The following is a 25,655-nucleotide window of genomic DNA, read 5'->3' as shown; positions in this document are numbered from 1 at the left end:
TGGTGAGCAAAATGAAAAAGTGCTGCCTTAAACTTAAGGCAGCACCTCTTATTTTAATTTTATTCATCCATATTATCTTCAGCCATGTTCCTCTTAGCTTCCTCAATAACCTTCTGGCTTATCATGGCGGGAGCTTCCTCATACCTTTCAAACCACAGTTTGAAATATCCCCTGCCTTGAGTCATGGATCTCAGTTCGGTGGCATATTTGAACATCTCAGCCTGAGGTACTTCCGCTACCACCTGCTGTATGCCCCCTTCCTGAGGATTCATTCCCAAAATCCTGCCACGGCGCTTATTGAGATCTCCAATCACATCTCCCATATAGCTGTCGGGCACATAAACCTCCACATGGGCTATAGGCTCGAGAAGCACAGGAGAAGCTTCTGCCAGGCCTTTCTTATATGCAAGCTTTGCTGCAATCTTAAAGGCCATTTCCGATGAGTCGACATCATGGTATGATCCATCTACCAGCGTAGCCTTGAGATTAACAACAGGATATCCGGCTAGTACACCATGCTGGATGGCTTCTCTTAAACCTTTTTCAACAGCCGGATGATACTGCTTGGGTACCGCACCACCGAATATTTTTTCTTCAAAGGTCAGATCTTCCGTCTCGCCGGGCTCAAATTCAATCCATACATGACCATACTGGCCGTGACCACCGGATTGCTTCTTATGCTTGCCTTCAACTTTAACTTTTTTCTTAATGGTTTCTCTGTAAGGAACTTTCGGATCTGTCAGGTTAACAGAAACACCAAATTTGGATTTGAGCTTGCTGGTAATCACGTCAAGATGCTGTTCTCCAATGCCTGAGATGAGGGTTTGCTTTGTCTCCGTATTTGTGGTTACCTTGAAAGTCAAATCTTCATCCTGCAGCTTTTGAAGCCCTGCACTGATTTTCTCCTCGTCTCCTTTTGCCTTGGGCTCAACTGCAAGGGATATCGAAGGTTCGGGGTATTCTATTTTGTCAAGAACGATGGGTTTTGCCTGCTCGCAAAGGGTATCATTGGTGTTTGTGTTCTGAAGCTTTGAAATACCTCCGATGTCGCCTGCTACAAGCTTATCTGTAGGAATCTGTTTCTTGCCTCTCATTATAAAAAGAGAACCGATCTTTTCAGTTTTCTGGGTTGTTGAATTGAATACTACCGAATCCGATTTTAAAGTACCTGAGTACACTCTGAAAAGCGAAATTTTACCTACGAATGGGTCTGCGATCGTTTTAAAGACTAGAGCTGAAAGAGGAGCATCGGGAGCTGTTTTAAATTCTACCACTTTATCGCTTTCGGGCAATTTTCCTTTAACCGTCTGAGCAGCAGCCGCCGACGGCAGGCATCCAATTATCATATCCATGAGGGGCTGCACTCCCAGGTTGTTTGCTGCAGAACCGCATAATACAGGAACGATTGAGCCATCTGCCACTCCGCTGCAAATGCCTCGGTTAATATCTTCCGGGGTAAATTCCTCATCGGCGAAGAACTTCTCCATCAGTTCCTCATCCGTTTCCGCGATAGCTTCAGCCAAAACTCCCCTGATCTCGGCGACTTTATTATCTAAATCGGCAGGAATAGCTGTATCTACCAGCTTATCCTTGTCGAACTTTTTCGCACTCATGGTTATAATATCAACAAAACCGGTAAACTTTTCACCCTCGATTATGGGTACCTGAAATGGAATTACTTTTTTACCGAAAGTATTGATAAGCTGATCAACAACTTTGAAAAAATCGGCATTTTCCTCATCCATTTTATTGATGAAGAAGACAACGGGCAACTTGTGTTCTCCGGCATAAGCCCAGGACTTTTCTGTTCCCACAGCCACTCCGCTCTTGGCAGAGACCAGTATTATGGCGCTGTCCGCCACACGTATGCCTTGCTTTACTTCACCCACGAAATCAAAATATCCGGGAGTATCAATTACATTGATTTTATGATCCTTCCACTCACAGGGCGCTATTGCCGTACTTATGGAGATCTTCCTCTTGATTTCCTCTGGATCAAAGTCGGTGGTTGTGTTTCCGTCAACTACTTTTCCCAGCCTGTCAAGAACTCCGGTGTTATACAGCATCGCCTCTGCCAGAGTGGTCTTACCCGCCCCTCCATGGGACATCAGGCAGACATTCCGGATTCTTTCACCGGTATAATCTTTCATAGAAATTCCCCCTTAGTTTATTTTAATTTTCCTTAGCTGCCAATTAATTTATATCGTTATTATATTACCTAAATTCTAGGAAAATAATTCTAATAATCAAATCAAATTCAGCATTAAGTTAAAATGTCGGGGTACTGTGAAATTTTTTGTGAGCGAAGTAAAAATGTCTGTTGCCGTAAATTTGCAGAACTTCCTATATATTCATCTTTTCACTTGTTTAGAACTCATACCAATATTATTTTATATTCTATTAATTTTGAATTTTTCCTCTTTTTTATTATAATAATTAGTGTCGTGCAGTAAATTGTAAATGTTTATGCGGCTATCCCTAATTTGGTAATAACAGCATCGACAGTTACCCCTTTTACTGCACAAGTATATGCAAACTTGGCAATTGAAACCAAGTATTGTTTGCGGAAATACCCTATGGTATCTCCCAAAGTATCAAGCTTTAAGGATTTCTTGTTTGAAACCCTGAAAAGCTCCAGGAAAGTGTAGGCCATAAAGACCATGCTCCAGAAGCGCTTTATTGAAGTTAAGGATTCTACCTGGTATTTATCAAAACCAAGTGAGTTTTTTTGATACCGGTAACTTACCTCAATATCCCAGCGGTTCTGGTAATATATAAGGATTTCGGAGGTGGTAAGGCTAACATCCGTACTTAGTATAAATGCTGGTTTATCGGATAAATCGGGCTTGCTCCAACAAAACAGAATAACGGCATTTTCAAGGTCATTGATTTTACCCTCATACCTATAAACATAGTAAGTATCGTCACCTGCTGTAACTGGGCTGGTTTCGTCCTTACTGATAAAGGTTGAAAATTCTCTAACACTTGTTTTAATGCCTCCTGGGTAAATCACTCTATTGGATTTTATTCTTCCAATGGTGTGATATCCTCTCTTTAAGGCATGGAGCATCACTTTACCCGATGTATACCAAGCATCCAACAACAAGTACGTTGTTTCTGTAACCGGTATAAATTCATCAATAAGCTGCATTGCAAGCTCTTGTTTATTCTTAAAATGCTTCTTTGCTTTATTGCCAAAGAACTGCTTTCTAAGATAGAGCCTGAAATTTTGTGGCAGTGAGTATTCGGAAATTTTATAATGAGAAGTAACTACGCAATGAGACCACATGGGTTTTCCGTCACTGTGTGAATGGTGGAAATCAAGGCCTTCAATCTTTTTGGTAGACTTATCTTTTTTACTCAAAGAGTCGTCTATGATGAGAAAGCCTGAAGTATCTTCATTCACGCTATTACGGACAACATTTAGAGAATGGTTAATTCTCTTGTGGTCCACATAATCGTTACTCCATTTATACTGTCCGAGGAATCTTGAACCACAGCTTCTATCCCGGTTACAGGTATGCTTTGAATAGATCCTGGAAACATTTTTGCTTCCCTCGGTGGTAATAATGCCTGAGACCATAAGGACCATGTGATTTTGTATGGCTTCAGAATAAGGTAAATCTAGCATATTTATATAATTGATAACTTCTTGACTTTGTTCTATTATTATCTCAGGCATAAGTTTGACCTCCGTGGAAATAGTTTTGTTTTTGGTCAATTCAAAGCTACCACATTACGTCAACTTATGCTTTTGTTTTACCATTAATTTGGTAATACAATTATTTACTTTTAAATGCACAACACTAATTATAATAATTTAACTTATATTTTTTTCCGTGGGGCAATTAACTCTTTTTGCCATCATTTTCTAAGGATAAATTTCAAGTAAAAAAGTGGATTACAAAGATAATCAAACGAAATCCGACAAACTCGAGCTTTCATTTTTTGTGGGTCATATCATATATTACAATAGATAGGCAGAAATTAGTTTCCCTTGACTTTTAGGCAGGGGAGATGTAAATTTAGAATAAACCCGGGGAATTGCCGTAGGTCCTGGACCGATGCAGGAGCAAAAGGGTTTAGCCCTGTCGGATCCCGGGTAATTAGTGTAATACGGTAGTATGGAAAACAATACCGGTAATGTGCTTTAAAATTAATCTATCAACGCAAAAATATTAATGTCCTCTCCATCATTGTTTGCTCTTTGCAAGCATGAAGGATTGTGACGGTTAATATAAGACGGTGCTGTGGAAAGTTCAAAGGCTAATAAGCTCAGGACTTGTGCTTGGAATAACCAACACAGCAAGGATAGATTGAACAAGGCAGTTGCCGGTGAAGGGTGCGCAGTTTCATGCAGGATTTATTATGGCAGCCGCGCCTGTTGTAAATAATCGTGTAGAAAGGAAGTATAGCCAATGATCATTGTTATGAAACCTGACTCTCAGGAAAAGGATGTAGCTGAAATTTCCAAGACCCTGTCGTCCCTTGGGCTTGGAGTACACATTTCAAAAGGGACTGAAAGAACTATTATCGGTGTTATCGGGGATAAGAGAGTATTGAGCGATGTCCCCCTGGAGCTCATGCCGGGAGTAGAAAAGCTGGTTCCGATAATGGAATCCTACAAACTGGCGAGCAGAACTTTCAAACCGGAGCCCAGCATAGTAGATGTGAATGGTGTGAAAATAGGCGGTAAGGAGCTGGTGATAATGGCCGGTCCCTGTGCGGTCGAAAACTATCAGCAGATAATGGATGCCGCCTTTGCTGTTAAAAAAGCCGGAGCACAATTTTTAAGAGGTGGTGCCTTTAAACCCAGAACTTCTCCCTATTCCTTCCAGGGTCTGGAGGAAGAAGGCCTCAAGCTCCTGAAGGAAGCGAAGGATGCCACCGGTCTTCAGGTGATAACCGAAGTAACCAGCGAAAAAGCTGTAGAGATAGCTTATAAATATGTGGATATGTTTCAGATAGGAGCACGGAATGCTCAGAATTTCCATCTTTTGAGGGAGATCGGGCGTTCCGGCAAGCCTGTGCTTTACAAGCGCGGTTCAGCCACCACCATCGAAGAATGGCTGAATGCCGCCGAATATATCATGAGTGAGGGCAACTACAATGTAGTTCTTTGCGAAAGAGGAATAAGAACCTTTGAAACCGCTACCAGAAATACGCTGGACATCAGCGCGGTGCCTGTGGTAAAAAGCACAAGCCACCTGCCGATAATCGTAGACCCCAGCCATGCTGCAGGGAAAACCCAGTTTGTGCTCCCCCTGTCAAAAGCTGCAATAGCCGCCGGAGCCGACGGGCTCATAATCGAAGTGCACCCAAATCCAAGGTGTGCCTTGTCCGATGCTTCGCAGCAGCTCACCCCGGAGAGCTTTGATGAACTGTGCGCAGACATCAGTAAAATTGCTGACATAGTCGGGAGAGAATTCAAACATGAATAATATGAATATGGATAATATGAAAGTCACAATAATTGGCCTGGGACTTATCGGAGGTTCCCTGGCAAGAGCCCTGAAAGAACGTCTGGGCATACGGGATATTACCGCAGTTACTCCCAACCGGCAGGATATTGACGCGGCCATTAAAGACCAGGTCATATGCCGGGGATTTACGCAGCTGAATGACCATGTATATAATTCAGACATCATATTCATATGCACCCCGGTTAAATACACTTTTGAGTATATAAGCTGCATTGCAGGAAAAGTAAAAGCGGATTGCATCATAACAGATGTGGGAAGTACCAAATCAGATATAATAGACCAGGTAAACAGCATGGCCTCTCCCCCATGCTTTATCGGTGGTCATCCCATGGCGGGAAAAGAGAAAAACGGCTATTCCTCCGGTGCTGCACACCTTTTTGAAAATGCTTATTACATTCTGTCACCATCCAGAAGCACCACACCGCAGGCAATGTCCGTTTTGAAAGGGATCATTGAGGGAATAGGTGCCATACCCGTAGTACTGGATGCAAAAGAACATGACAGAATAACAGGAGGCATAAGCCACGTACCTCATATAATAGCGTCAGCCCTCGTCAATCTGGTAAAGGATATGGAAACGCCAGATGGTAAAATGCAGATGCTCGCTGCCGGTGGTTTCAGGGACATTACAAGGATAGCCTCCTCCAGCCCGGAAGTTTGGGAAAGCATCGTCTTAAGCAACCGGATGGAAATAAAAAGGATACTGGAGCACTATATAGAGATTTTGAACAGGTTCAGCGGGCTCATGGAGCAAAAAAATTCTGCAGGACTATACCACTTTTTCGAAGATGCGAAGCATTTCCGGGATTCCATCCCTGCCGGCAAGCCCGGTCTTATAGCTCCAATTTATGAGCTGATAGTGGATGTGGTGGACAAACCCGGCATAATCGGAGAAATTGCCACCATCTTGGGAGATAGCGGCATCAATATTAAAAATATCAATGTGTCCAACAGCAGGGAGTTTGAGCAGGGATGCCTCAAAATTACCCTGCCGGACCCGGCCAGCGTCGATGCCGCCGGCAAACTGCTGGCCGACAAAGGTTATAGAGTATACAAATAAAAGTTGGCTTAGCCAACTTTTATTTATGTGAATTATTCATACTTTATATATACCTTGTATTTGAATATGCCTTATTTTATGTTTTTCGCAAAAATTATTTGTCGATATTTAGTACTCTGTATTTTCCTAATTTTTAGACTTGTTTCTGTTTCTCATCTCATTCAGCTTGTAACCCAATACCATAAGGCTGTCACTTAAATGCACGTTTTCAATAACTACATCATGCTCCAGTTCAAGATCCATAGGAGAGAAATTCCACAACCCCTTTACTCCGAGCCTTGCCAGCCTGTCAGCTACTGCAGGAGTCTGGTCGTACGGTACGGTGAGAATTCCTATATCTACCTTGTTTTGCTTAATAAACTCATCCAATTTATCTATATGCAATACCTCGATTCCATTTATAGCGGTTCCCACGACAGCAGGATTCACATCGAAAATACCCACAACCTTGAATCCTCTTTTTTCAAAATTCCCATAATTAGCCAAAGCCTGCCCCATATGCCCTGCACCAACTATTATGGTATGAAAGGTTTCATTAACTCCCAGAATATTGCTGATTTCATTGAACAGGGATTCCACATTGTAACCATAACCCTGCTGACCGAATCCACCAAAGCAATTTAAATCCTGGCGTATTTGTGAGGCAGTGATATTCATCCTTTCACTCAGTTCCTTCGAGGAAATCCTGGTAATGCCCAGTTTGAGCAAATCATAGAGATACCTGTAATACCTTGGCAAACGTTTGATTACGGCAATGGATATCTTCTTCTTATTCAAATCCAAAACTCTTCCTCCTTAAAGGCACCAAAAAGCTGTAAACCATAATTTACAGCAAAATGTCCCTGTTAGAATTGGCAAATTCATGCAATAAACCTATAGCAGTTCATTTGCATGTAAATACCTGGTATAATTAAACAAAATTTGGAATCATAATACACATAAGCATTTACTATAAATGGATTATATCATTATTGTTATTTTATTGTCAATAATCGATATTGATTAAAAAAAGAGCTGTTGCCGCTAATCAAGTTTTTTGATAAAATTGCACTGATAGTCATAAAGAGGAGATGTCTTATGATTGTACTAAGCTGCAGCAATATATCGCTGTCTTTCGGCACAAACAAAATACTGGAAAATATTTCTTTCAACCTTCAGGAATCAGAAAAAGTTGGCATAGTAGGTGTAAATGGCGCCGGTAAGTCCACCCTCTTTAAAATCATCGCCGGGACACTGCAGCCTGACGACGGCGAGGTATTTGTTGCCAAATCCAGAAAAATAGGGTTTCTGGAGCAGAATTCAGGGCTCGATTCATCCAATACGATTTGGGATGAGGTAATGTCTGCTTATTCGCACCTCATAGAGATGGAAAGCCGTATGAAAGCGCTGGAAGAATCCATCAGCAGGGAAAAGGATGAATTAAGGCTTGAGTCCCTGGTGAAAGAGTACTCCGACCTTGCCGATAATTTCTCCCGCTCCGGCGGATTTGAGTATAACAGCAGGGTTAAGGGCATATTGAAGGGTCTTGGCTTCACCGAGGACCAGTTTGATTTGAAAATAAGCTCTTTAAGCGGCGGACAGAAAACCAGGATGGCTCTGGCAAAATTGCTTCTGGAGCAGCCGGACATTCTGCTTCTGGATGAGCCTACAAACCACCTGGACATTGATGCCTTGGAGTGGCTTGAGAATTTTTTGAAAAATTACGGAAACAGCGTACTGGTCATTTCCCATGACAGATATTTCCTTGATTCTGTCACCAGCAAGACCATTGAGATAGAAAACCATGGATGCAAAGTATATAACGGCAATTATACGGAATATGTCCGACAAAAAGCTTTGGACAGGGAAATTCAGCAAAAGCATTATGAACTTCAGCAGAAAGAAATAGCCCGCTTGGAAGCATTTATTGAACAGCAGAGGCGATGGAACAGAGAGAGAAATATAATTGCGGCAGAAAGCCGGCAAAAAGCTATTGACAGGATGCAAAAGGTGGAAAAACCCAAAGATTTGCCGGGAAAGATCAAAATGAAGCTGAGGGCAGGAATTGAAAGCGGAAACGATGTGCTTTCGGTGGAAAATCTCAGCAAGGAATACCCCGGCAAGCCACTTTTCAAGGACATAAGCTTCAAGCTTCGCAAGAAGGAGAATGTTTTCCTTTTAGGACCGAACGGATGCGGAAAGTCAACTCTGCTCAAAATATTGGTTGGAAAGGTGGAGCAGAGCTCAGGCGCATATGAGTTCGGCCATAATGTACTGCTGGCTTATTATGACCAGGAACTGAATGACCTGGATGAAAACAACACCGTATTGGAAGAAGTATGGGATGAGAATGATGATCTTACCCACACGGAGATAAGGAATGCCCTCGCTTCCTTCCTTTTTACCGGTGAGGATGTTTTTAAGCCTATTTCGGTTTTAAGCGGCGGTGAGAAAAGCAGGGTTGCCTTGACGAAAATCATGCTGTCTCAGGCAAATTTCCTGATATTGGACGAACCCACCAACCACCTTGATATAAACTCCAGGGAAGTGCTGGAGGATGCCCTGCAGAAATTTGAAGGGACAATACTGGCGGTATCCCATGACCGGTATTTCATAAACAAGTTGTCCACCCGCATTCTTGAGTTCAGGGGTACTTCCCTGTTCGATTATCCGGGCAACTATACAAGCTTCCTGGAATACAAGGCAAATAACAGGGTTTCCAATACGGATAATGCCAGAGAGGTCAAAATGTCCGCCTCCAAACAGGAGCATATCGCCAGCAAGGAGGAAAGAGCCTATCAAAGAAAGCTGGAAAAGCGCCTGAGAGAAACCGAGCAGGCCATAAGCGATGCGGAGAAAAGGCTCGAAGAGATAAAGGCGGAAATGCTGCTGGAAGAAGTGTGCACCGACCATGTGAAGCTTATGCAGCTCAATGACGAAAAGAACCTCCTGGAGAAAAAGCTGGAAGAGCTCTACCCTCTTTGGGAAAAGCTCGCCTCTGAGAAAGAAGCTGTAACTTCCGGCTCATAACCGTTATATGATGATAATGTGATTTAGCGTGTATCATACTGCCCTTCGGTGCCGGAGCGAGCTTTTGCGCATCCTGCCAAAAAAGGCTCAGTATATTGTATTTATATTGCAATATGATGTAAAATAGTATCGATAATCCATTTAAACATGATAGATATAAAAGCGGTTATCGATTATACCCACAAAGCTTGATGGGAGCAATTTCTACCTGCAGCTTTGTTTTCTATAAACAGAATTACTTTAAAGGAGTGTTTAATTTGAGGATACTATCCGGAATCCAGCCGTCAGGCTCTCTTCATATAGGCAATTATTTTGCCATGATAAAGAGAATGATTGAATTCCAAAACGATAATGAACTGCTGTGCTTCATTGCCAATTATCATGCATTGACAACAGTGTATGATGCTTCCACTTTAAGAAGCAGAACCCTTGACGCTGCCATGGATTTTCTTGCCCTGGGACTTGACCCGGACAAAGCAATTTTCTGGGTACAGTCGGATATACCTGAGGTTCAGGAGCTTGCCTGGTTATTATCCAATGTAACAGGCATGGGATTGCTGGAACGCGCCCACTCTTACAAGGACAAAATTGCAAAAGGTATATCTCCCAACCATGGATTATTCGCATATCCTGTTCTTATGGCTGCCGACATACTTTTATACGGCTGCGACAAGGTTCCGGTAGGCAAGGATCAGAAGCAGCATGTGGAGATAGCCAGGGATTTGGCTTTGCGCTTCAACAGCACTTATGGTGAAACCTTCGTAATACCTGAGGCTGATATTGAAAGCACCATTGCCACAATTCCGGGTACCGACGGTCAGAAAATGTCCAAATCCTATGGGAATACCATTGACATATTTGCCGATGAAAAGAAGCTTCGCCAATCGGTAATGTCCATAAAAACCGATTCAACCCCGGTGGATGAACCAAAGCCTACCGACGGCAACCCGCTGTTTGAAATATATTCTCTGTTCCTTGACAGCGAGGGCAAGGAAGAACTGAGACAAAGGTTTGAGACTCCCGGACTCAGGTACGGGGACGTCAAGAAGGAGCTTTTTGAGGTTATCTGGAATTATTTCTCACAAGCCAGGAACAACAGAAAAAAATATGAAAATGATATGCAGTATGTATATGATGTCTTGAAAAAGGGCGCGGAAAAGGCCAGAGAGATTGCATCCTATTACCTTGATAAGGCAAGACATAATGTAGGGTTGGACTACAAATTCACCTCGAAATGAGGTTACATGGCTCCTCAGTAAACTTACAGGTTCTCCTTAGCCGGAGTTCAAAGCCGGGAGCACCGGTACGAAAACGATGCAATATTTTTCCATTAAAAATCACTTCCCGTTCCAAGGAGCGAGAAGTGATTTTTTAATGGGAGTTGAGAGCGTAACTACAACTGTCTCGAATCAAGTTCCGGAAAAATAGCTGTCTACTGCCGCCTTAATCGCCATGGCCAGCTTGGTCTGATGCTCATCAGTGGCCAGAAGTTTTTCATCCTCAGGGTTTGACAAAAAACCGCATTCCAGAATGGCAGTAGGCGTTTTCAAGTCCCGAAGGATTATTATAGGTGTTTCATTGGGTTTGCCTCTTACCAGTGCATTTCGTTTATTGTTGGGGTCCACTATTTCCTTGACGGCTTTTTGCAGGCACAATGCCAATTTTTGGCTTTCCGGCGAATTATGCGGGTAGAAGGCCTGGGCTCCCCTCTGGCTCGTATCGTTTACAAAGCTGTTAAGGTGTATGCTGACTACGATATCGGCACCCGAAGTGTCCATTATATTTTTTCTTCTCAACAGGTCTGCCTTTCTCTTGGCAGTATAACCTTTAGTGCCTTCAGGATACTCCAGCTTATCCTCCGTTCTGGTCATTATGACCTTGTAGTTGTCATTCTCCAGCAGCTCCTTCGCCTTGAAAGCAATAATGAGATTTATGTCCTTTTCCTTCAATCCACCTGGACTCACCATCCCAGGATCTTCACCGCCATGGCCGGGATCTAGTATTACCACTCTCTGCACGCTGCTGTCATTGGCTGTAACGGCAGCATCCGTGCTCCAGATGTTAAGGCTATATATAACTATCGACAGCAGGAAAATCAACAATATCAGAGCTATGTTATTTTTTCTCACTATCACTATCATATTATCCCATCCCCGATTTTCAATCTATAATAAAGATATTCAGCAACAGGTTGGTCATATTCGCGAAAGTTTTAATGCCTGATCATATAATGGCAGGAAATCCCATAAGTTTTAATTTTATTTTTATCATCAAGTGGTGTTCATCCTATCGTAAGTTCCTGAAATTGCCGTGATTCTTTAGTTTAACCAATTGTATTGCATCATGTTTTAGGGTATAATTTTTGAATATAACTGCGATCATTATAAATAGGCAGTTAAATTTATTGATGTAGCAGGGATTGGTATGTACACGCATGACGATTTTATAAAAATAATTAAATATGCCAAAGAAGCCAATGCCACTGACATACATGTTGCCGCAGGCGCTGTTCCGGCTATGCGCATTGAAGGGCGTCTTTCGTATATGCCCTTCGACATGGTGCTCCCCAAGGATACAGAAGCCTTGATAAGCGACATTTTGGACCAAGAGCGTAAAAATGTATTAAAAAGCACCCATTATATCAGCCTTCCTATTGCGCTGCATGATATCGGAAGACTGAGGGTAAATATTTTCATGCAAAGGGGTTCCTATTCCATCAACATCAAACTGTTGGACAGGCTGTTAAAAACTCCCGAGGAGCTTGGCATACCCGATGCAGTTATCAATCTTCACCGCCAGGAAAGCGGGCTTATACTCGTATGTGGCAATAAGAACAGCGGCAAATCCACAACTGTGGCATCATTGGTAAAGAAGATAAGCACATCCAGGGAATGCCATATAATAACAATTGAAGACCCCATTGAGTATTTATATAAGCATGACAAGGCTATTGTAAACCAAAAAGAAGTAGGCATGGATGTAAACAGTTTCAAGGAAGGCGTTTACTCCGCCCTGACACAGGACCCGGACGTAATTATGATAAGCTCTGCCACAGACCCGGCTACATTTTCTGCCGCTCTGGCAGCTGCAGAAAACGGTCATCTGGTTATTACCACATTGCAGACGGACGATTCCATATCCACGATAGAATATATAGTCGGAATGTATCCTGCAGATAAGAGCAATTATATAAAGATACAGCTCAGCAATGCACTTCTGGCGATCGTATCCCAGTGCCTCATACCCGCTGCCGACGGCAATGGCAGCAAGCTCGCTGTGGAAGTAATGCTGGCCAACCAGGCAATTAAAAACCTGATAGTGGAAAACAAGATCCACCAGATACCGGCAATGATAAAAGCCAGCAAATCCCTAGGAATGATAACAATGGAGGATTCCATCAACGATCTTTATACAGCCGGTAAGATAACAAAGCAAAGCGCATTGAACTATATGGCAAACAGAAAGAGCTTCTTCGGTGGAGCGCGATGAACAACATTAAGAAACAGAAGGCTGGAATGATGAAATTTAGGTTGCCCAAAGCAATAAAAAGCAATATCGAAGGCTTGCTTGAATTATACAGGTTTATATCGATTTTTCTAACTTTGTCAATATACATTTTTCACGGTATATTCGAGCGTTATGCCGTGCCCATGATGCTTATTCTGATATCCTGTGTTGTCATATACGCATTCTTGTTTGATTATCTTTACAAAATAAGCTTCGATAGCGGAAAGAGGATGAGCCTTCTGCTCATAATGGATATCACCGGCATATCCTTGCTGATACTGCTGACAGGTGGGCTGGAAAGTCCTTTCATATGGTGCTTCCTAAATCCCCTGCTGGTTATTTCCTATTACTTGCCTCCCAGGAAGAAGTATCCCTCCCTTGCCGCCGGCATCGTCCTCCTGTGCATAATAGGATATTTTGTTGAAGGGATACCGGAGGTCAGGCAGTATTTATTGTCCAAATCCAATATTATATTGAGCTTCACTCTTTTGTTGATTCTGATAAACATACTTTTATACTATAACAACCGACTGATAATAAAGCAGCGGGAACTGAGCCTTGCAAACCAAGACCTTGAGAATTACAATGCGAGAATCAAGGGAATGACCCACGATATCCTTCATATGTATGAAGCGGTCCAAAGCATCACAGGCTTGTCGGTACAGCGGGACATCGCCCTTATTTTGCTGGACTTTGCAGGCAGGATTTCTCCGGAATCCAATGCCTTTTATTACCTTGATGGAAGTGAGAAAGCCGAAAGCATGATTACCTTGAAGCCTTTAAGTGAGGCTGCAAGAAGCTCTCTGATTTCTGTTATAAGAAGCTTTGAAAAGGACAAGCACGGCACTGCCGGCAGCTCCTATGTAATATCAAATCTTCTTGAGCCCGGTCTTAGGGTGATCCAAACGAAAGTATCCGATATAAAAAATTATGGTGTAATAGGCCTTATAATACCTGAAGATCAATATGCCAAGGGCAAGGAAGAATACGAAGCAACTCTGCACTTAATGTCACAGCTTGGATCGACTTTTTTTGAAAAAGCAGAGTCGGAAGAGATTGAATGCGAACTGGCTGTTGCAGATGAGCAAAACCGTATAGCCGATGACATACATGACAGCATAATGCAAAGACTTTTCGCTGCGTCCTGCTTTGCTTATGATACCTTGAAAAAATGGGATAATTTGTCCGATGACAGCAGGAAGGAGCAGCTAAGCCTTATAATGGAAACCGTCCAGGACTCCCTGAGGGACTTGCGCTCTACCATATACAACCTCAGCAGCAAGAAGCAGAACATAGTCTTATTTAAAGAAAACATAGCTTCCTACCTGTCACAAATGGAACGGCTCAGCGGCATAAATATAAGCCTGGACGCAGAAGGAGAGCTGGATAGCCTTTCCCTCAATGCCCGGAAGGCTATTTACAGAATAATAACCGAATGCACCGGGAATGCTGTAAGGCACTCCAAATGCAGGAACATATGGGTCACATTGCATATGGGGGATGAAATGACAAAGCTTGTCATAAAGGATGACGGTATAGGGCTTGGGCAACAGAAAGACGGCCAGAGCAGCAATAACGGCCTCGGGCTGTACAACATCAGAAGCCTTGTCAGGATTTATAACGGCAAGTTAGAAATTCTTTCGGAAAAAGATTCCGGTACGACCTTTAACATTGTATTCAGAAATATAGATATTATAAAAAAACCGGAAGATGCATAAGCAGGGACAACATATATCAAAAAGGCAAAGGATGCAATGTAGGATATGGGCAAAAGAGAATACGAAGCGCTGATAATAATTGCAATCATACTGTTGTCATTAATTCTTGGCAATACGGTTTTACCGGTACTCCTCGGGTCTTCCATATACATTAACGTTTTTAAGCCGGTTTTCTGGCTTGCTATGTCCATCTATATATGGAAGCAGCCTAGAATCAGGTTCAAAGGCAAGCTAAAGCTTTATAGTTTCATACTCATATGGTCTGCGATATGCGGGATCACATACATGTCGGTCTATTTTGCCGGAGGCTTTATGGACGGCATCGGAGCAAGTCCGTATTCCAGAAAATTGACCGGAATCCTGATCAATGTACTGAGCTTCGGAAGCGTACTGCTCATGATGGAATTGGTGAGAAACTACATTATTAACCGCGTTAAGAAAAAGTATGTGCCCCTGTTTTTCATCTTAGTGGTGTTGGTCTTCAGCCTGTACCGGCTGAATCTTAAAATCATGATGAGCATTGAGACATGGCAGCAGGCGGTGCAGTATGTTGCTGAATTTGCAGGTCCGGAGATAATGACAAACATACTGCTCACATATATGGTATACATAGGCGGTGCATACCCTGCTATAATATATATAGCCTTGACAACCCTGCCAATATGGATATCCCCCGTGCTTCCAAACCTGAGGTGGATTACTAAAGCCTTTATAGGCATTATGATGCCTACGGTTTTTATCATTACAATACATCAGGTTTACAGGAAACAGGCCAGGGAGCTGAAACTCAGGGATCAAAAGCGGGAAAAACCAGCTGCCTGGATAGCTGTAAGCATATTCAGCATTGCCTTGATATGGTTTGCCGCCGGAGTATTTCCCATCTTCCCCACCATAATTCTTACAGGAAGTATGGAGCCTACTATTTATCCGGGGGATGTCGCCCTTATGGTAAAGACCAATGGAAAGGATCTCAACATCGGAGATGTCATACAGTACTGGACTGGTGATATCTTTATAGTGCACCGTATCATTTCAATAGACGAAAAAACCGGAAGATACCAGACAAAGGGTGATAATAACAGCGCACCTGACTTGAGGCTGGTGGACGCAGGACAAATAAGGGGCAAAATGGTGGGGGTGGTGCCTAAGATCGGCATGATAAGTGTATTATTCCGTTCAGGCAGGCAGATACCTAGAGAAGAAGTGGAGTTTTAAAATATTTTTATAGTGTTGATATTATAATGCAGAACTTTGCGGCAAACTTTTATTGATAATGTTTATTGAAAAACCAAGCAGTGTTCGACTTATGCCTAAGCTGCCAATTTACATTTAAATATCGGAGGGTGAAATCATTGAAGATAAGTGCAGCCAAAAAAAGAATACTCATAATAACAGGAATTATACTGATTCTTGCTCTCTGCGCTTATGCCCTTTCAGAACTGCTGATCCCCAGATATAAGGAAGAAGAAAAAGTGCATTATGCCTATACCAGCAATGGATACATAGATTATAAAGTGCACCTGAGGCCTAATATAATGTATGACGGGGAATTTCTCGGAAAGGATAGGTATTATGTATTTAAATATATAGATTATGTGGATCTGAAATTGAAATATGACTTTGCATCTACGGAGGTTGCAGACCTCAATACCAAATACAGAGTAACCGCGTATCTTCAAGGGCTTCATGGAGATGAAAATGAGGTCCTCTGGAGCAAGGAATATAGTTTGATTCCGGAGAGCACCATAAAAAGGCAGGACTCAAAGGTATCTATTGAATTGAGCAAGCAGGTTTACCTGGACAGCTATTTCCAACTGAAGGAATCAATTTATCTGGACTCGGAAGTAAATGCTCCGGTGGTATTGAATGTTGTCTTCTCAGTAAATACATCGGCAGCTTCAAAGAATGGCACCCTGGAAGACAGCATGAGCCCAAATCTCGTCATTCCCATAGGAAGCAGCGTATTTAAAATGGAAGGAGAGCCGGAAGCTAAAGGTGAAAACCGAATTGCTGAAAACATAAAAACCCCCATACCCATAAATTACGTAAAGATTTTCATATTGTTCGGAGCAGCCTTCATACTGCTTGTTATTGTCATTTATATTGCCTTTGCCAAAAAGGTACCTCCTCCGGATCCCTTCGAGAAGACCATCGCCAGCATATTCAAGGAGTATTCGGAAAGGCTGGCAGGTATGAGCCACACCATATCATACCAGTTTTCCGATGTCATATCCATCAATTCCATCGAGGATATGATAAAGATAGCCGATGAAGTGGGGCAGCCTGTCTTCTATTACAAGGTGGATACCGCGATGGAGCGGAAAATCGAATTTTTTGTGTTTGACAGCGGAAGGGTCTACTACATGGCCATATTTGGTGAAATCAATCCGGAGGCAACAGAACTGTCCCAGCAGCAACGCTAAAGCAGCATAATAACACTAAAGTGGTATGGCATACTACCCTGGAGGTATCAAGAAGTAATCCCCGCAGTGTAGCAAAATTATCATCATGGGTGTTTCGCAAAGCAGGGACAAGCTGTTACAATTGTACATGTAAAATTAACATTAAATATCAACTTGCTTTTAAATAGGGGGTCATTGATATGAATAAAACGAGATTTATCTTGCTGGTAACTGTAGCAGCGATGGTTCTCATGGGTGCTGCATATGCGGCCTGGACACAGACATTTACCATCAGCAGCACTGTTGATACCGGTGAATTGTTTGTAAAAATATCTGAAGTAAACAAGGTAGAAGTAGATGACGGCAAAGGCAGTTATACAACTGCAGGAAACAGCTATCTGGATCTAAGCAATTTGGTCAATTACACAACTGCCAGAAACGCAGACGGAACTCAGGAAACTCTTTCTACGCTCTCTTACGATATAGACAAGGTTTACCCAGGCACAAGGCTTACCACCACTCTTACCTTCACCAATATGGGAACAATGAGGACAAAAATAGCTTTTAACGAAGCTGCCAGCCAAATAACCAATGCGGGTAATGAATTGTGGAAAGACCTGGTATTCACAGTAAACGGTACACCTGTTATAGTCAGCGATGCTGCAACAGCAAAAACAAGCATAGCCAATGCAATTATGAACGAAATAGGTGCAATGGAGCCGGGCGCAACTAAAACAGTGACAATCGTCCAGGAATTGCCTCTTTCCAGCACCAATGAAACCGAAAAACTCAATCTGCAGTGGACAATGAGTTTCATTTTCCAACAGTATAACAATTAAGAAAAATAATTTATGAGTAAAAGGCAAAAGTTATTGAATGGCACAGGTCTGTCAAAAGGCTTGTGCCATTCTTTGAAATAAACATATCATGCTGCAGAATTTAGGTGGTAGAAATGGACAAAACCAGGCATCTTCTAATCATCTCAGTAATAACGTTGATACTTATTGGTATAAGCTATTCCATAGCAATGCAGCAAGGCTTTGCAAACAATTCCCTCACCAATGCCACATTTATGGAATTATTGCCGGAAGAGTGCAGGGTGATGAGCATAAGTGAGGGTGTCACAGCCGGAGTTTCGTTCAGACGGGACAAGTTCGGCAATATTACGGATAAAACTTATGTCAATCTTTATACCAAGAATATCTATGCAGGCGCAAACGCGGGTTTTTGCATCACAGCCCAGAACATAGCCGACATTCCCATATCGGTGGATGAATTTGTGCTGCATGTTGACGGCAATAAAAGCGCTATATCTGAACTTATATACTTTTCCGGGAGCGTAAAAATTTACAGGGACAACGGAACCTATTATGATGTCCTGGGAACCTTCAGAAATATAACGCTCTCAGAGCTGGCAGGCAATTTGACATCTCTGACGAAGTATAGGAAAATTGATTCAGGCGAAAAACTAGTACTGGAATTAAACCAGCAGCTGGATGATGGTCCGGTCAAGCTCACTGGAAAAGCCGGTCTGTCCTATAAGCTGGTGCCGGTGTTTATACAATATTTTCCAAGAAAAGACGATATTTAGGTTGAAGGGCAATGATTGATTATATGAGAGCATTTAAGCATTATAAATACAGAAAAAAAAGAAGATTCGGAAACCTTCTTCATACAGGGACCATTTGCGCTGCCCTTATTGTATCGCTGGGCCTTCTCGGTGCAACCTACGCTTCCTGGAACCAGTCTTTTAACCTATTCGGCTCCATATCCACGGGAGAAGTAAGCATAATTATAACGAATGTGGCACTGGAAAGCTCCGACAGCTATGAATCCCTATCTTTCGACACCAATAGAGCCGGCAATGTTGTGGATGAAGTCAATATGAGGGTAGTGTCAAGAGCAAACCCTTTTAACTCCATACTGGTATTCACTGTGGAAAATAACGGAACTGTTCCCGTGATATGTGAAGGGATAGATTCCAGCGTACCTGACAGCCTTGGGGTGGAGTTGGTTGCAGCCCCCGACAGGATAGAACCGGGCCAAAGCGCTCCCGTCAAAGTAAAAATAACAAAAGGTTATGTTGAAAATTTTGAGTTCAGTACTTTTCTAAGATTTGTACAGGCTGTTTGATTTCAGCTCAGGTAACAGGCTTGGAGGTACAGTGGATGATCTTTATCTTGCGTAAAGATTGGAGTGGTATATATAAAAAGATTTATTGCGGTTTTAACTGCGTTTATTTTAATATTGACTGCCGCCGTTATCAATAAAAGCTATGCCTTATGGAGGCAAAATGCCGAAGTGAAATTCACGCTTACAATTTCGCAGCCTCCCCAGGAAAACGGCTGCTGCATTTGCGGCAAATACACAACCATACAGGAAGGTATTGACCTTCTTAAGCATGTACAGTTTCCAAAGATATACGGCAATATGGACTTGTTTAAAGGCCAGTTGAATGCGCGGGCAAAAGAGTTGGAAAATCTCCCCTTCGGAGGCATCACCTATGATGAGCTGAAAGCGGAAGTTGACCAGTACAGAGATGTGGACATACAAGCCTTTGTTAATTGCATTAACACTTACGCCGATTGCATAAGGAATCTGAATGCCTTTTACCAGAATTCCACAGAAGAGGAAAAGCAGCAGGTCCCTGACTTCTGGAGCCAGCACAGCAATTTATGGAGCCTGCACACTCAGCTCTGGTCCAAGCACAATGAGCTTTATACGGCAGTAAATGCCGTCTGGGCCGCCGGAGAAAAGAAAATAGATTACAATAAAGATAAATGACAGATAAAAGCAAAGGGCAAGATACGAAGTTAAAGCCATGCAAAAGTAGAACCATACGAAAAATAAAAACATACAAAAGCAAAAATCACACGAAAGCTAAAACATACGAAAACTGAAATCATATGTAATCTAAAATTATGCAAAAACTGGCATCATGCGAATTAAAACCGTACCAAAGTAAACCCAAAATGATAGGGAGGTTATTCCCCTTTGTCATTTTGGGTTTTGTTTGCATAAAGTGCTGCCTGTATCCTGTCGCTTAATTTTAGTTTTGCCAGAATGCTGCTCACATGTTTCTTGACGGTATTTTCACTTATGCATAATTTATCTGCGATGCTTTTATTTGACATGCCCTTTCCCAGGCAGTCCAAAATTTCAGCCTCCCTGGGAGACAACTGTTCCTCGTCATTTTTGCCGGATTGCGGTATTGGCTGGGAAGGTTTCATTCTCTCCAAAAAAACAGGATCAAAGTACTTCCTTCCCCTGAGAACAGACTTTACTGCATATACAATATCCTCAGTAAAAGCATCTTTTAGTATATAACCATCGACATTGAGCTGCATCGCCTTGTCAAAATCGTCGAAGGCCGATGAGGACGACAGAATTACATATTTGCACCCAGGAAACTTATTCTTGGCGGTGCGTATAAAATCAATGCCGCTCTCACCCTTCAGCCTGACATCTACCAGCGCCAGGTCATAGCTGTTTTCAGCCATCAGCCTCAATGCAGATTTTACATCATTGGCGGAACTCACATTATCGATATCCTTTTCGGAAATAAGTATGTTCCGGATGCCGATGCATACCAAAGGGTGATCGTCAACAATCAGTATGTTCATGCAAAATCCCCATCCATATCCTCCACTATGCCGCCCAGGCGCTTTACAGCGGCCTTTATTTCCAGGAATGTCTGCTTATCCAGCTTACTAGCGTTCTTCTTGACATAGCCTTTTAATGCCGGTATGGCTCGTCCGTCGCCATAATCGCCAACGCACATGGCCCCCAGGATCTTGTCATCCATTTTTAAGAAGGTATTTTTGATGCAGCGATAGATTTCATCCGTCTTTCTTTCCTTTCCGATTTTAACCAGGGCAGTCAGCAGATACTCATGGATATAGCCTATTTCGTCGGTATTATCGAGCTCAGAGATCAGTACTCCCACACAGGGTTCTCCAATATTTATCAGAGCGTCGGTAATCTCCTCCACCATCAGTTCCTTGTCCTCATTTAGCGTCTTTATCAACTCGACGAGAAAATTATTAGCGGTGCTTACCCTTCTCTCCCCGAGAATCCTCACGGCTATCAGGGGTATGTATATATCATCCTCATTTTCCAGCATATTCCTGTCAGAAGCCATTTGAAGCAAAGTATCCACCGCCCGGCTCCCGTAAGACATAAGCTTGTCCACAAGAAGCTCAGGCAATCCCCTGTCGCACATCTTTGCCCCAATTTTCACATGATCCACCACATCATCGAAATCCGCCAACCTGCCAAAATATTCTTTCGGGGTTAGTCCTTCCATTTCTGCCAGGGGAGTGGTTTCCCAGGTGCCTATCTCCTCATCTAAAAACCTTGAAACATTGGATTCCCTAACCTTCAAAGGGTCATCCTTGCCGCTTTCCTCAAATGCCCTGTCATAGCTTCTCTCCACCACTCGGTTGTAGCTCTCAAAAATAATTTCTGAACTTGTCAATTGCCTTCCCTCCGTCAAATTCTCTACTGCCGCCCGATATCTTTATTTTCCGGCAGGTGTTTTATTGCCTGTTTTTTTGTTTTTGTCAAACTTCTTTAATTTTGGGAAATTAAAGCCATAATACCCTGCCATATACGACAGCATCGATATTATCGGCACTACCAGTGATGCTACAATATAAGCCGCGTATGAGCCTTTGCCCATCTTTGCAATAAAATAGACCGGCCCCAGTATCGCGTTAAATATCAGCCTTTTTACATTATCATATATTTCATTATTAAAATTGATAAGAGGATAAACCAGTGTCAATATTATAAAGGGAGAAAAGCCTATCAATCCCAGCACCAATCCTTTCAGGGGATAAGGCTTGAGATTGTACTGAGGTCTTTTTTCTTTCATCGCCAGCTGTTTTAGGTCTGCATAAATAATAGAAGCCATTATTACAAATATTACAAAGGAGTAAACTACCCTGTAATCATAAAAATTCAGTATAAAAAGTGAAAAAATAAGCAGTGAAATTGCATAATCCGCGAGAACCCTTAAAGATTTTTTTAAATAATCCATATGCCATTACTCCCTTTAGATTTCATAAACTACTTTTCTGATATGGTTTGCTTAGTTAATATTATTAACTATCAGAAAGAATTATATATCAAAAACTGGGTTTTGAAAAGCCGAAAGTAAGCGGCGGGCAATATCTTCTTAAAAGAATTTAAATTACCGGTAATTATTCCGCCTTGATTGTGATATAATTAATAAATGTGAAGAAAGGATGATTCATATTGGCGGAATTTTGTATTTGCGGATCGTTGATCATCGGCGGAAGCTGCACCAATAAAAATTGCAAAAATAAAGCAGCTAATTCCACCACAAGCAAACCCGCAAGAAAAACCAACAAAGCAGAGAAGGTGACGAAAACTGCGAGAAGCAGTTCCTCACGAAGGGCGTCCAAATGTATAACTTATAATTTGTACGACCTGGATAAAAAGGGAGAAAATGTCGAATGACATTTCCTCCCTTTTATACTGCACACTCTACTTTTTCATATGCCTCACAAATTCGATGATGCTCTTTCCTGCAACTGCTCCCTGCCCTACAGCCACTGATATCTGCTTAAAACCTCCGGTGCAATCCCCGGCAGCAAAAACCCCCTCTATGTTTGTACTTTGCCCATTATCCACCACAATAGCATTGTTTTCTGTTATAATACCGAGTTTTTGCGCAAAATCCACACTGGAAGCAGTGCCGTATGCAACAAACAGCCCGTCAATCTTCTGACTTGTCCCATCCTTAAAGTGAATTTCCTGTAAGAATTCATCCCCGGATAACTTCAGTATCGGACGGGTGTTTATCTTAAATCTGCCTGCCTTATCCGCCAGTTCTCCTGTGATATCCAGGTCCGCACCGTGGGTAAACAGAGTGATATCCTTGGTAAATGCCTCCAGCTCCATTGCCTCATGAACTGCATAAGCACCGTTTCCTATCACTCCCACAGACATATCTCTGTAGAAGAAGCCATCGCAGGTGGTACAATAGCTTACTCCTTTTCCCTCAAAATCCTCCAAACCGTCAATGGCGATTCTTTTCTGCGGTTGCCCTGTAGCAATCAGGACTGTCCGAGAGTAGTGTTCGCTCTTTTCTGTGGAGACTTTAAAGCATTTTTCATCATACAGATACGTAATGCCTATAACTTCTTCCTTCAGAATTTCTACTCCCAACCTCCGCGCCTGCTTTTCTCCTATTTCCAGAAGTTCTTTGCCACTGATGGGCTCCTCCAGGCCATAATAATTTTCGATTTTAGCCGCTTTATCCAGAGAGCTTCCATCCCTGCTTATAATCAATGTTGCAAGGTTGGCTCTCTGGGTATATAAAGCAGCCGAAATCCCGGCCGGTCCTTTTCCTATAATAATGACATCAATAATCCTCAATGTATTCACCTCTTAAGTATCATAACAAGAGTATTATATGAAACATCAGGACAATATTCAAATTTATTTTCAAAATATCTATGCTGAAATACATCTGCAGACTTACTTGTATAAACTTGCTTATTAATTAGTGTCGTGCAGTAAATTGTAAATGTTTATGCGGCTATCCCTAATTTGGTAATAACAGCATCGACAGTTACCCCTTTTACTGCACAAGTATATGCAAACTTGGCAATTGAAACCAAGTATTGTTTGCGGAAATACCCTATGGTATCTCCCAAAGTATCAAGCTTTAAGGATTTCTTGTTTGAAACCCTGAAAAGCTCCAGGAAAGTGTAGGCCATAAAGACCATGCTCCAGAAGCGCTTTATTGAAGTTAAGGATTCTACCTGGTATTTATCAAAACCAAGTGAGTTTTTTTGATACCGGTAACTTACCTCAATATCCCAGCGGTTCTGGTAATATATAAGGATTTCGGAGGTGGTAAGGCTAACATCCGTACTTAGTATAAATGCTGGTTTATCGGATAAATCGGGCTTGCTCCAACAAAACAGAATAACGGCATTTTCAAGATCATTGATTTTACCCTCATACCTATAAACATAGTAAGTATCGTCACCTGCTGTAACTGGGCTGGTTTCGTCCTTACTGATAAAGGTTGAAAATTCTCTAACACTTGTTTTAATGCCTCCTGGGTAAATCACTCTATTGGATTTTATTCTTCCAATGGTGTGATATCCTCTCTTTAAGGCATGGAGCATCACTTTACCCGATGTATACCAAGCATCCAACAACAAGTACGTTGTTTCTGTAACCGGTATAAATTCATCAATAAGCTGCATTGCAAGCTCTTGTTTATTCTTAAAATGCTTCTTTGCTTTATTGCCAAAGAACTGCTTTCTAAGATAGAGCCTGAAATTTTGTGGCAGTGAGTATTCGGAAATTTTATAATGAGAAGTAACTACGCAATGAGACCACATGGGTTTTCCGTCACTGTGTGAATGGTGGAAATCAAGGCCTTCAATCTTTTTGGTAGACTTATCTTTTTTACTCAAAGAGTCGTCTATGATGAGAAAGCCTGAAGTATCTTCATTCACGCTATTACGGACAACATTTAGAGAATGGTTAATTCTCTTGTGGTCCACATAATCGTTACTCCATTTATACTGTCCGAGGAATCTTGAACCACAGCTTCTATCCCGGTTACAGGTATGCTTTGAATAGATCCTGGAAACATTTTTGCTTCCCTCGGTGGTAATAATGCCTGAGACCATAAGGACCATGTGATTTTGTATGGCTTCAGAATAAGGTAAATCTAGCATATTTATATAATTGATAACTTCTTGACTTTGTTCTATTATTATCTCAGGCATAAGTTTGACCTCCGTGGAAATAGTTTTGTTTTTGGTCAATTCAAAGCTACCACATTACGTCAACTTATGCTTTTGTTTTACCATTAATTTGGTAATACAATTATTTACTTTTAAATGCACAACACTAATTATTAAAATAAAATGAACGAAAGATGGTATCAATCCTTCTCGCTTATTCTATGGTTATGCTCGAAAATGGACAATAAAAAAGAAGCTCTGCTTAGAGCCACAGCATCAAACAGCAGCAATCCTTTCTCCGAAACCGGGCATGTGCCCGGGGGCAGCTTGTTTTCTTGAAATATAGCGCTGCACCAGTGCATACATTTCTGTTGCTGCCCCTGTTATAAATAATCCATTGCTCAGATGTTAAATCAATTTCCTCTATATATTCAAGAACTTGTCAATAGCTGCCTGATTGAAACCGACAATTATATTCCCGTCTATGTCAATTACGGGGACACCCCTTTGACCGGATTTCTGTATCATTTCTACTGCTGCTTCTCTGTCTCGTGATACGTCAATATCGTCAAACTCGATATTCTTTGACTTGAGATAATTCTTAGCCACGGTACACCATGGGCATGTAGGTGTGGAATAAACCTTAACTGACATGTTATATGCACTCCTTACTTTTTTTATTTGTTGTTCAATATAATATATACCCCCCATGGGTATATATTAACAAGATTTTTTATTTT

Annotated in this window: 23 protein-coding genes; 13 read left to right on the top strand and 10 right to left on the bottom strand. The window is 41.9% G+C overall.

Features of this window, described 5'->3' with window-relative positions:
• Positions 1 to 59 precede the first annotated feature (59 nt).
• Together fusA and CDO33_RS03365 are read right to left on the bottom strand one after the other, a co-directional pair.
• Positions 60 to 2,150: an elongation factor G gene (fusA, locus tag CDO33_RS03370; RefSeq protein WP_103082968.1), complete on the bottom strand. Its 2,091-nt coding sequence runs from the start codon at positions 2,148 to 2,150 to the stop codon at positions 60 to 62.
• 314 nt (positions 2,151 to 2,464) lie between these two features.
• Entirely contained in the window at positions 2,465 to 3,682 is a 1,218-nt protein-coding gene (locus CDO33_RS03365) for an IS701 family transposase (RefSeq protein ID WP_103102768.1), read from the bottom strand.
• A 736-nt stretch (positions 3,683 to 4,418) separates the two neighbouring features.
• On the opposite strand from CDO33_RS03365, the gene aroF reads away from it, so the two are divergent.
• Together aroF and CDO33_RS03355 are read left to right on the top strand one after the other, a co-directional pair.
• Positions 4,419 to 5,441, top strand: a complete 1,023-nt coding sequence (aroF, locus tag CDO33_RS03360) for a 3-deoxy-7-phosphoheptulonate synthase (protein WP_103082889.1) — start codon at positions 4,419 to 4,421, stop codon at positions 5,439 to 5,441.
• Positions 5,434 to 6,543, top strand: coding sequence for a prephenate dehydrogenase (locus CDO33_RS03355; protein ID WP_242973963.1), 1,110 nt, complete (start codon positions 5,434 to 5,436; stop codon positions 6,541 to 6,543). Before aroF ends, CDO33_RS03355 begins: the two co-directional genes overlap by 8 nt.
• A 126-nt stretch (positions 6,544 to 6,669) precedes the next feature.
• Here CDO33_RS03355 and CDO33_RS03350 read toward each other — a convergent pair whose 3' ends face one another.
• Complete coding sequence (locus tag CDO33_RS03350) at positions 6,670 to 7,320, bottom strand: redox-sensing transcriptional repressor Rex (RefSeq protein ID WP_103082891.1); 651 nt, start codon at positions 7,318 to 7,320, stop codon at positions 6,670 to 6,672.
• 300 nt (positions 7,321 to 7,620) lie between these two features.
• Here CDO33_RS03350 and CDO33_RS03345 point away from each other — a divergent pair, with 300 nt between their 5' ends.
• Positions 7,621 to 9,552 carry an ABC-F family ATP-binding cassette domain-containing protein gene (locus CDO33_RS03345; RefSeq protein WP_103082888.1) on the top strand — a complete coding sequence of 644 codons (1,932 nt, stop codon included), beginning with the start codon at positions 7,621 to 7,623 and terminating at the stop codon, positions 9,550 to 9,552.
• Positions 9,553 to 9,809: 257 nt separating this feature from the next.
• The gene (gene trpS, locus CDO33_RS03340) at positions 9,810 to 10,790 is read left to right on the top strand and encodes a tryptophan--tRNA ligase (RefSeq protein ID WP_103082887.1); all 981 of its coding nucleotides are present in this window, start codon (positions 9,810 to 9,812) and stop codon (positions 10,788 to 10,790) included.
• Positions 10,791 to 10,961: 171 nt separating this feature from the next.
• Here trpS and CDO33_RS03335 read toward each other — a convergent pair whose 3' ends face one another.
• A complete protein-coding gene (locus tag CDO33_RS03335) occupies positions 10,962 to 11,693 on the bottom strand; it encodes an N-acetylmuramoyl-L-alanine amidase (RefSeq protein ID WP_103082886.1) in 732 nt (243 codons plus the stop codon).
• Positions 11,694 to 11,976: 283 nt separating this feature from the next.
• On the opposite strand from CDO33_RS03335, the gene CDO33_RS03330 reads away from it, so the two are divergent.
• The 8 genes from CDO33_RS03330 (at position 11,977) to CDO33_RS03295 (ending at position 19,963) form a co-directional block, all read left to right on the top strand.
• Positions 11,977 to 13,041 (top strand): type IV pilus twitching motility protein PilT, encoded by a 1,065-nt coding sequence (locus CDO33_RS03330; protein ID WP_103082885.1) that lies wholly within the window; start codon positions 11,977 to 11,979, stop codon positions 13,039 to 13,041.
• On the top strand, positions 13,038 to 14,777 hold the full coding sequence (locus CDO33_RS03325; RefSeq protein ID WP_103082884.1) for a sensor histidine kinase: 1,740 nt from the start codon (positions 13,038 to 13,040) through the stop codon (positions 14,775 to 14,777). Before CDO33_RS03330 ends, CDO33_RS03325 begins: the two co-directional genes overlap by 4 nt.
• A gap of 45 nt (positions 14,778 to 14,822) precedes the next feature.
• Complete coding sequence (locus tag CDO33_RS03320; protein WP_103082883.1) at positions 14,823 to 15,992, top strand: signal peptidase I; 1,170 nt, start codon at positions 14,823 to 14,825, stop codon at positions 15,990 to 15,992.
• 137 nt (positions 15,993 to 16,129) lie between these two features.
• On the top strand, positions 16,130 to 17,200 hold the full coding sequence (locus CDO33_RS03315) for a DUF5305 family protein (RefSeq protein WP_103082882.1): 1,071 nt from the start codon (positions 16,130 to 16,132) through the stop codon (positions 17,198 to 17,200).
• 179 nt (positions 17,201 to 17,379) lie between these two features.
• Positions 17,380 to 18,018 (top strand): hypothetical protein, encoded by a 639-nt coding sequence (locus CDO33_RS03310; RefSeq protein WP_103082881.1) that lies wholly within the window; start codon positions 17,380 to 17,382, stop codon positions 18,016 to 18,018.
• Positions 18,019 to 18,131: 113 nt separating this feature from the next.
• Positions 18,132 to 18,770 carry a hypothetical protein gene (locus CDO33_RS03305; RefSeq protein WP_103082880.1) on the top strand — a complete coding sequence of 213 codons (639 nt, stop codon included), beginning with the start codon at positions 18,132 to 18,134 and terminating at the stop codon, positions 18,768 to 18,770.
• A gap of 11 nt (positions 18,771 to 18,781) precedes the next feature.
• Positions 18,782 to 19,312: a hypothetical protein gene (locus CDO33_RS03300; protein ID WP_103082879.1), complete on the top strand. Its 531-nt coding sequence runs from the start codon at positions 18,782 to 18,784 to the stop codon at positions 19,310 to 19,312.
• Between the two features lie 168 nt (positions 19,313 to 19,480).
• Positions 19,481 to 19,963 carry a hypothetical protein gene (locus CDO33_RS03295; protein WP_133158704.1) on the top strand — a complete coding sequence of 161 codons (483 nt, stop codon included), beginning with the start codon at positions 19,481 to 19,483 and terminating at the stop codon, positions 19,961 to 19,963.
• A 200-nt stretch (positions 19,964 to 20,163) separates the two neighbouring features.
• On the opposite strand, the gene CDO33_RS03290 is transcribed toward CDO33_RS03295, so the two are convergent.
• Genes CDO33_RS03290 through CDO33_RS03280 form a run of 3 tightly spaced genes read right to left on the bottom strand, consistent with a single transcriptional unit; the run spans position 20,164 to position 22,220 of the window.
• Positions 20,164 to 20,802 (bottom strand): response regulator, encoded by a 639-nt coding sequence (locus CDO33_RS03290; RefSeq protein ID WP_103082877.1) that lies wholly within the window; start codon positions 20,800 to 20,802, stop codon positions 20,164 to 20,166.
• Positions 20,799 to 21,656 carry a hypothetical protein gene (locus CDO33_RS03285; RefSeq protein ID WP_103082876.1) on the bottom strand — a complete coding sequence of 286 codons (858 nt, stop codon included), beginning with the start codon at positions 21,654 to 21,656 and terminating at the stop codon, positions 20,799 to 20,801. Before CDO33_RS03285 ends, CDO33_RS03290 begins: the two co-directional genes overlap by 4 nt.
• Positions 21,657 to 21,698: 42 nt before the next feature.
• On the bottom strand, positions 21,699 to 22,220 hold the full coding sequence (locus CDO33_RS03280; RefSeq protein ID WP_103082875.1) for a hypothetical protein: 522 nt from the start codon (positions 22,218 to 22,220) through the stop codon (positions 21,699 to 21,701).
• A gap of 218 nt (positions 22,221 to 22,438) precedes the next feature.
• On the opposite strand from CDO33_RS03280, the gene CDO33_RS03275 reads away from it, so the two are divergent.
• The gene (locus tag CDO33_RS03275) at positions 22,439 to 22,663 is read left to right on the top strand and encodes a hypothetical protein (RefSeq protein ID WP_103082874.1); all 225 of its coding nucleotides are present in this window, start codon (positions 22,439 to 22,441) and stop codon (positions 22,661 to 22,663) included.
• Positions 22,664 to 22,690: 27 nt separating this feature from the next.
• Here the strand turns inward: CDO33_RS03275 and CDO33_RS03270 are convergent, their stop codons facing one another.
• From CDO33_RS03270 to CDO33_RS03260, 3 genes are all read right to left on the bottom strand, one after another.
• Positions 22,691 to 23,584 (bottom strand): NAD(P)/FAD-dependent oxidoreductase, encoded by an 894-nt coding sequence (locus tag CDO33_RS03270; RefSeq protein ID WP_479690691.1) that lies wholly within the window; start codon positions 23,582 to 23,584, stop codon positions 22,691 to 22,693.
• Between the two features lie 155 nt (positions 23,585 to 23,739).
• A complete protein-coding gene (locus CDO33_RS03265) occupies positions 23,740 to 24,957 on the bottom strand; it encodes an IS701 family transposase (protein WP_103102768.1) in 1,218 nt (405 codons plus the stop codon).
• A gap of 381 nt (positions 24,958 to 25,338) precedes the next feature.
• Entirely contained in the window at positions 25,339 to 25,569 is a 231-nt protein-coding gene (locus CDO33_RS03260; protein WP_103081858.1) for a glutaredoxin family protein, read from the bottom strand.
• Positions 25,570 to 25,655 lie beyond the last annotated feature (86 nt).

Source organism: Clostridium thermosuccinogenes (genome assembly GCF_002896855.1).
GTDB lineage: Bacteria > Bacillota > Clostridia > Acetivibrionales > DSM-5807 > Pseudoclostridium > Pseudoclostridium thermosuccinogenes.
This window is presented reverse-complemented; position numbering and strand designations above follow the sequence as displayed.

Excerpts from the sequence above, each read along its gene's own strand:
- CDO33_RS03355 (WP_242973963.1), top strand. The coding sequence starts at position 5,434 with ATGAATAATATGAATATGGATAATATGAAAGTCACAATAATTGGCCTG.
- CDO33_RS03335 (WP_103082886.1), bottom strand. The coding sequence starts at position 11,693 with ATGATAGTGATAGTGAGAAAAAATAACATAGCTCTGATATTGTTGATT.
- CDO33_RS03300 (WP_103082879.1), top strand. The coding sequence starts at position 18,782 with ATGATTGATTATATGAGAGCATTTAAGCATTATAAATACAGAAAAAAA.
- CDO33_RS03305 (WP_103082880.1), top strand. The coding sequence starts at position 18,132 with ATGGACAAAACCAGGCATCTTCTAATCATCTCAGTAATAACGTTGATA.
- CDO33_RS03310 (WP_103082881.1), top strand. The coding sequence starts at position 17,380 with ATGAATAAAACGAGATTTATCTTGCTGGTAACTGTAGCAGCGATGGTT.
- CDO33_RS03265 (WP_103102768.1), bottom strand. The coding sequence starts at position 24,957 with ATGCCTGAGATAATAATAGAACAAAGTCAAGAAGTTATCAATTATATA.
- CDO33_RS03320 (WP_103082883.1), top strand. The coding sequence starts at position 14,823 with ATGGGCAAAAGAGAATACGAAGCGCTGATAATAATTGCAATCATACTG.
- CDO33_RS03325 (WP_103082884.1), top strand. The coding sequence starts at position 13,038 with ATGAACAACATTAAGAAACAGAAGGCTGGAATGATGAAATTTAGGTTG.
- aroF (WP_103082889.1), top strand. The coding sequence starts at position 4,419 with ATGATCATTGTTATGAAACCTGACTCTCAGGAAAAGGATGTAGCTGAA.
- CDO33_RS03260 (WP_103081858.1), bottom strand. The coding sequence starts at position 25,569 with ATGTCAGTTAAGGTTTATTCCACACCTACATGCCCATGGTGTACCGTG.
- CDO33_RS03330 (WP_103082885.1), top strand. The coding sequence starts at position 11,977 with ATGTACACGCATGACGATTTTATAAAAATAATTAAATATGCCAAAGAA.
- fusA (WP_103082968.1), bottom strand. The coding sequence starts at position 2,150 with ATGAAAGATTATACCGGTGAAAGAATCCGGAATGTCTGCCTGATGTCC.
- CDO33_RS03365 (WP_103102768.1), bottom strand. The coding sequence starts at position 3,682 with ATGCCTGAGATAATAATAGAACAAAGTCAAGAAGTTATCAATTATATA.
- CDO33_RS03280 (WP_103082875.1), bottom strand. The coding sequence starts at position 22,220 with ATGGATTATTTAAAAAAATCTTTAAGGGTTCTCGCGGATTATGCAATT.
- CDO33_RS03290 (WP_103082877.1), bottom strand. The coding sequence starts at position 20,802 with ATGAACATACTGATTGTTGACGATCACCCTTTGGTATGCATCGGCATC.
- CDO33_RS03345 (WP_103082888.1), top strand. The coding sequence starts at position 7,621 with ATGATTGTACTAAGCTGCAGCAATATATCGCTGTCTTTCGGCACAAAC.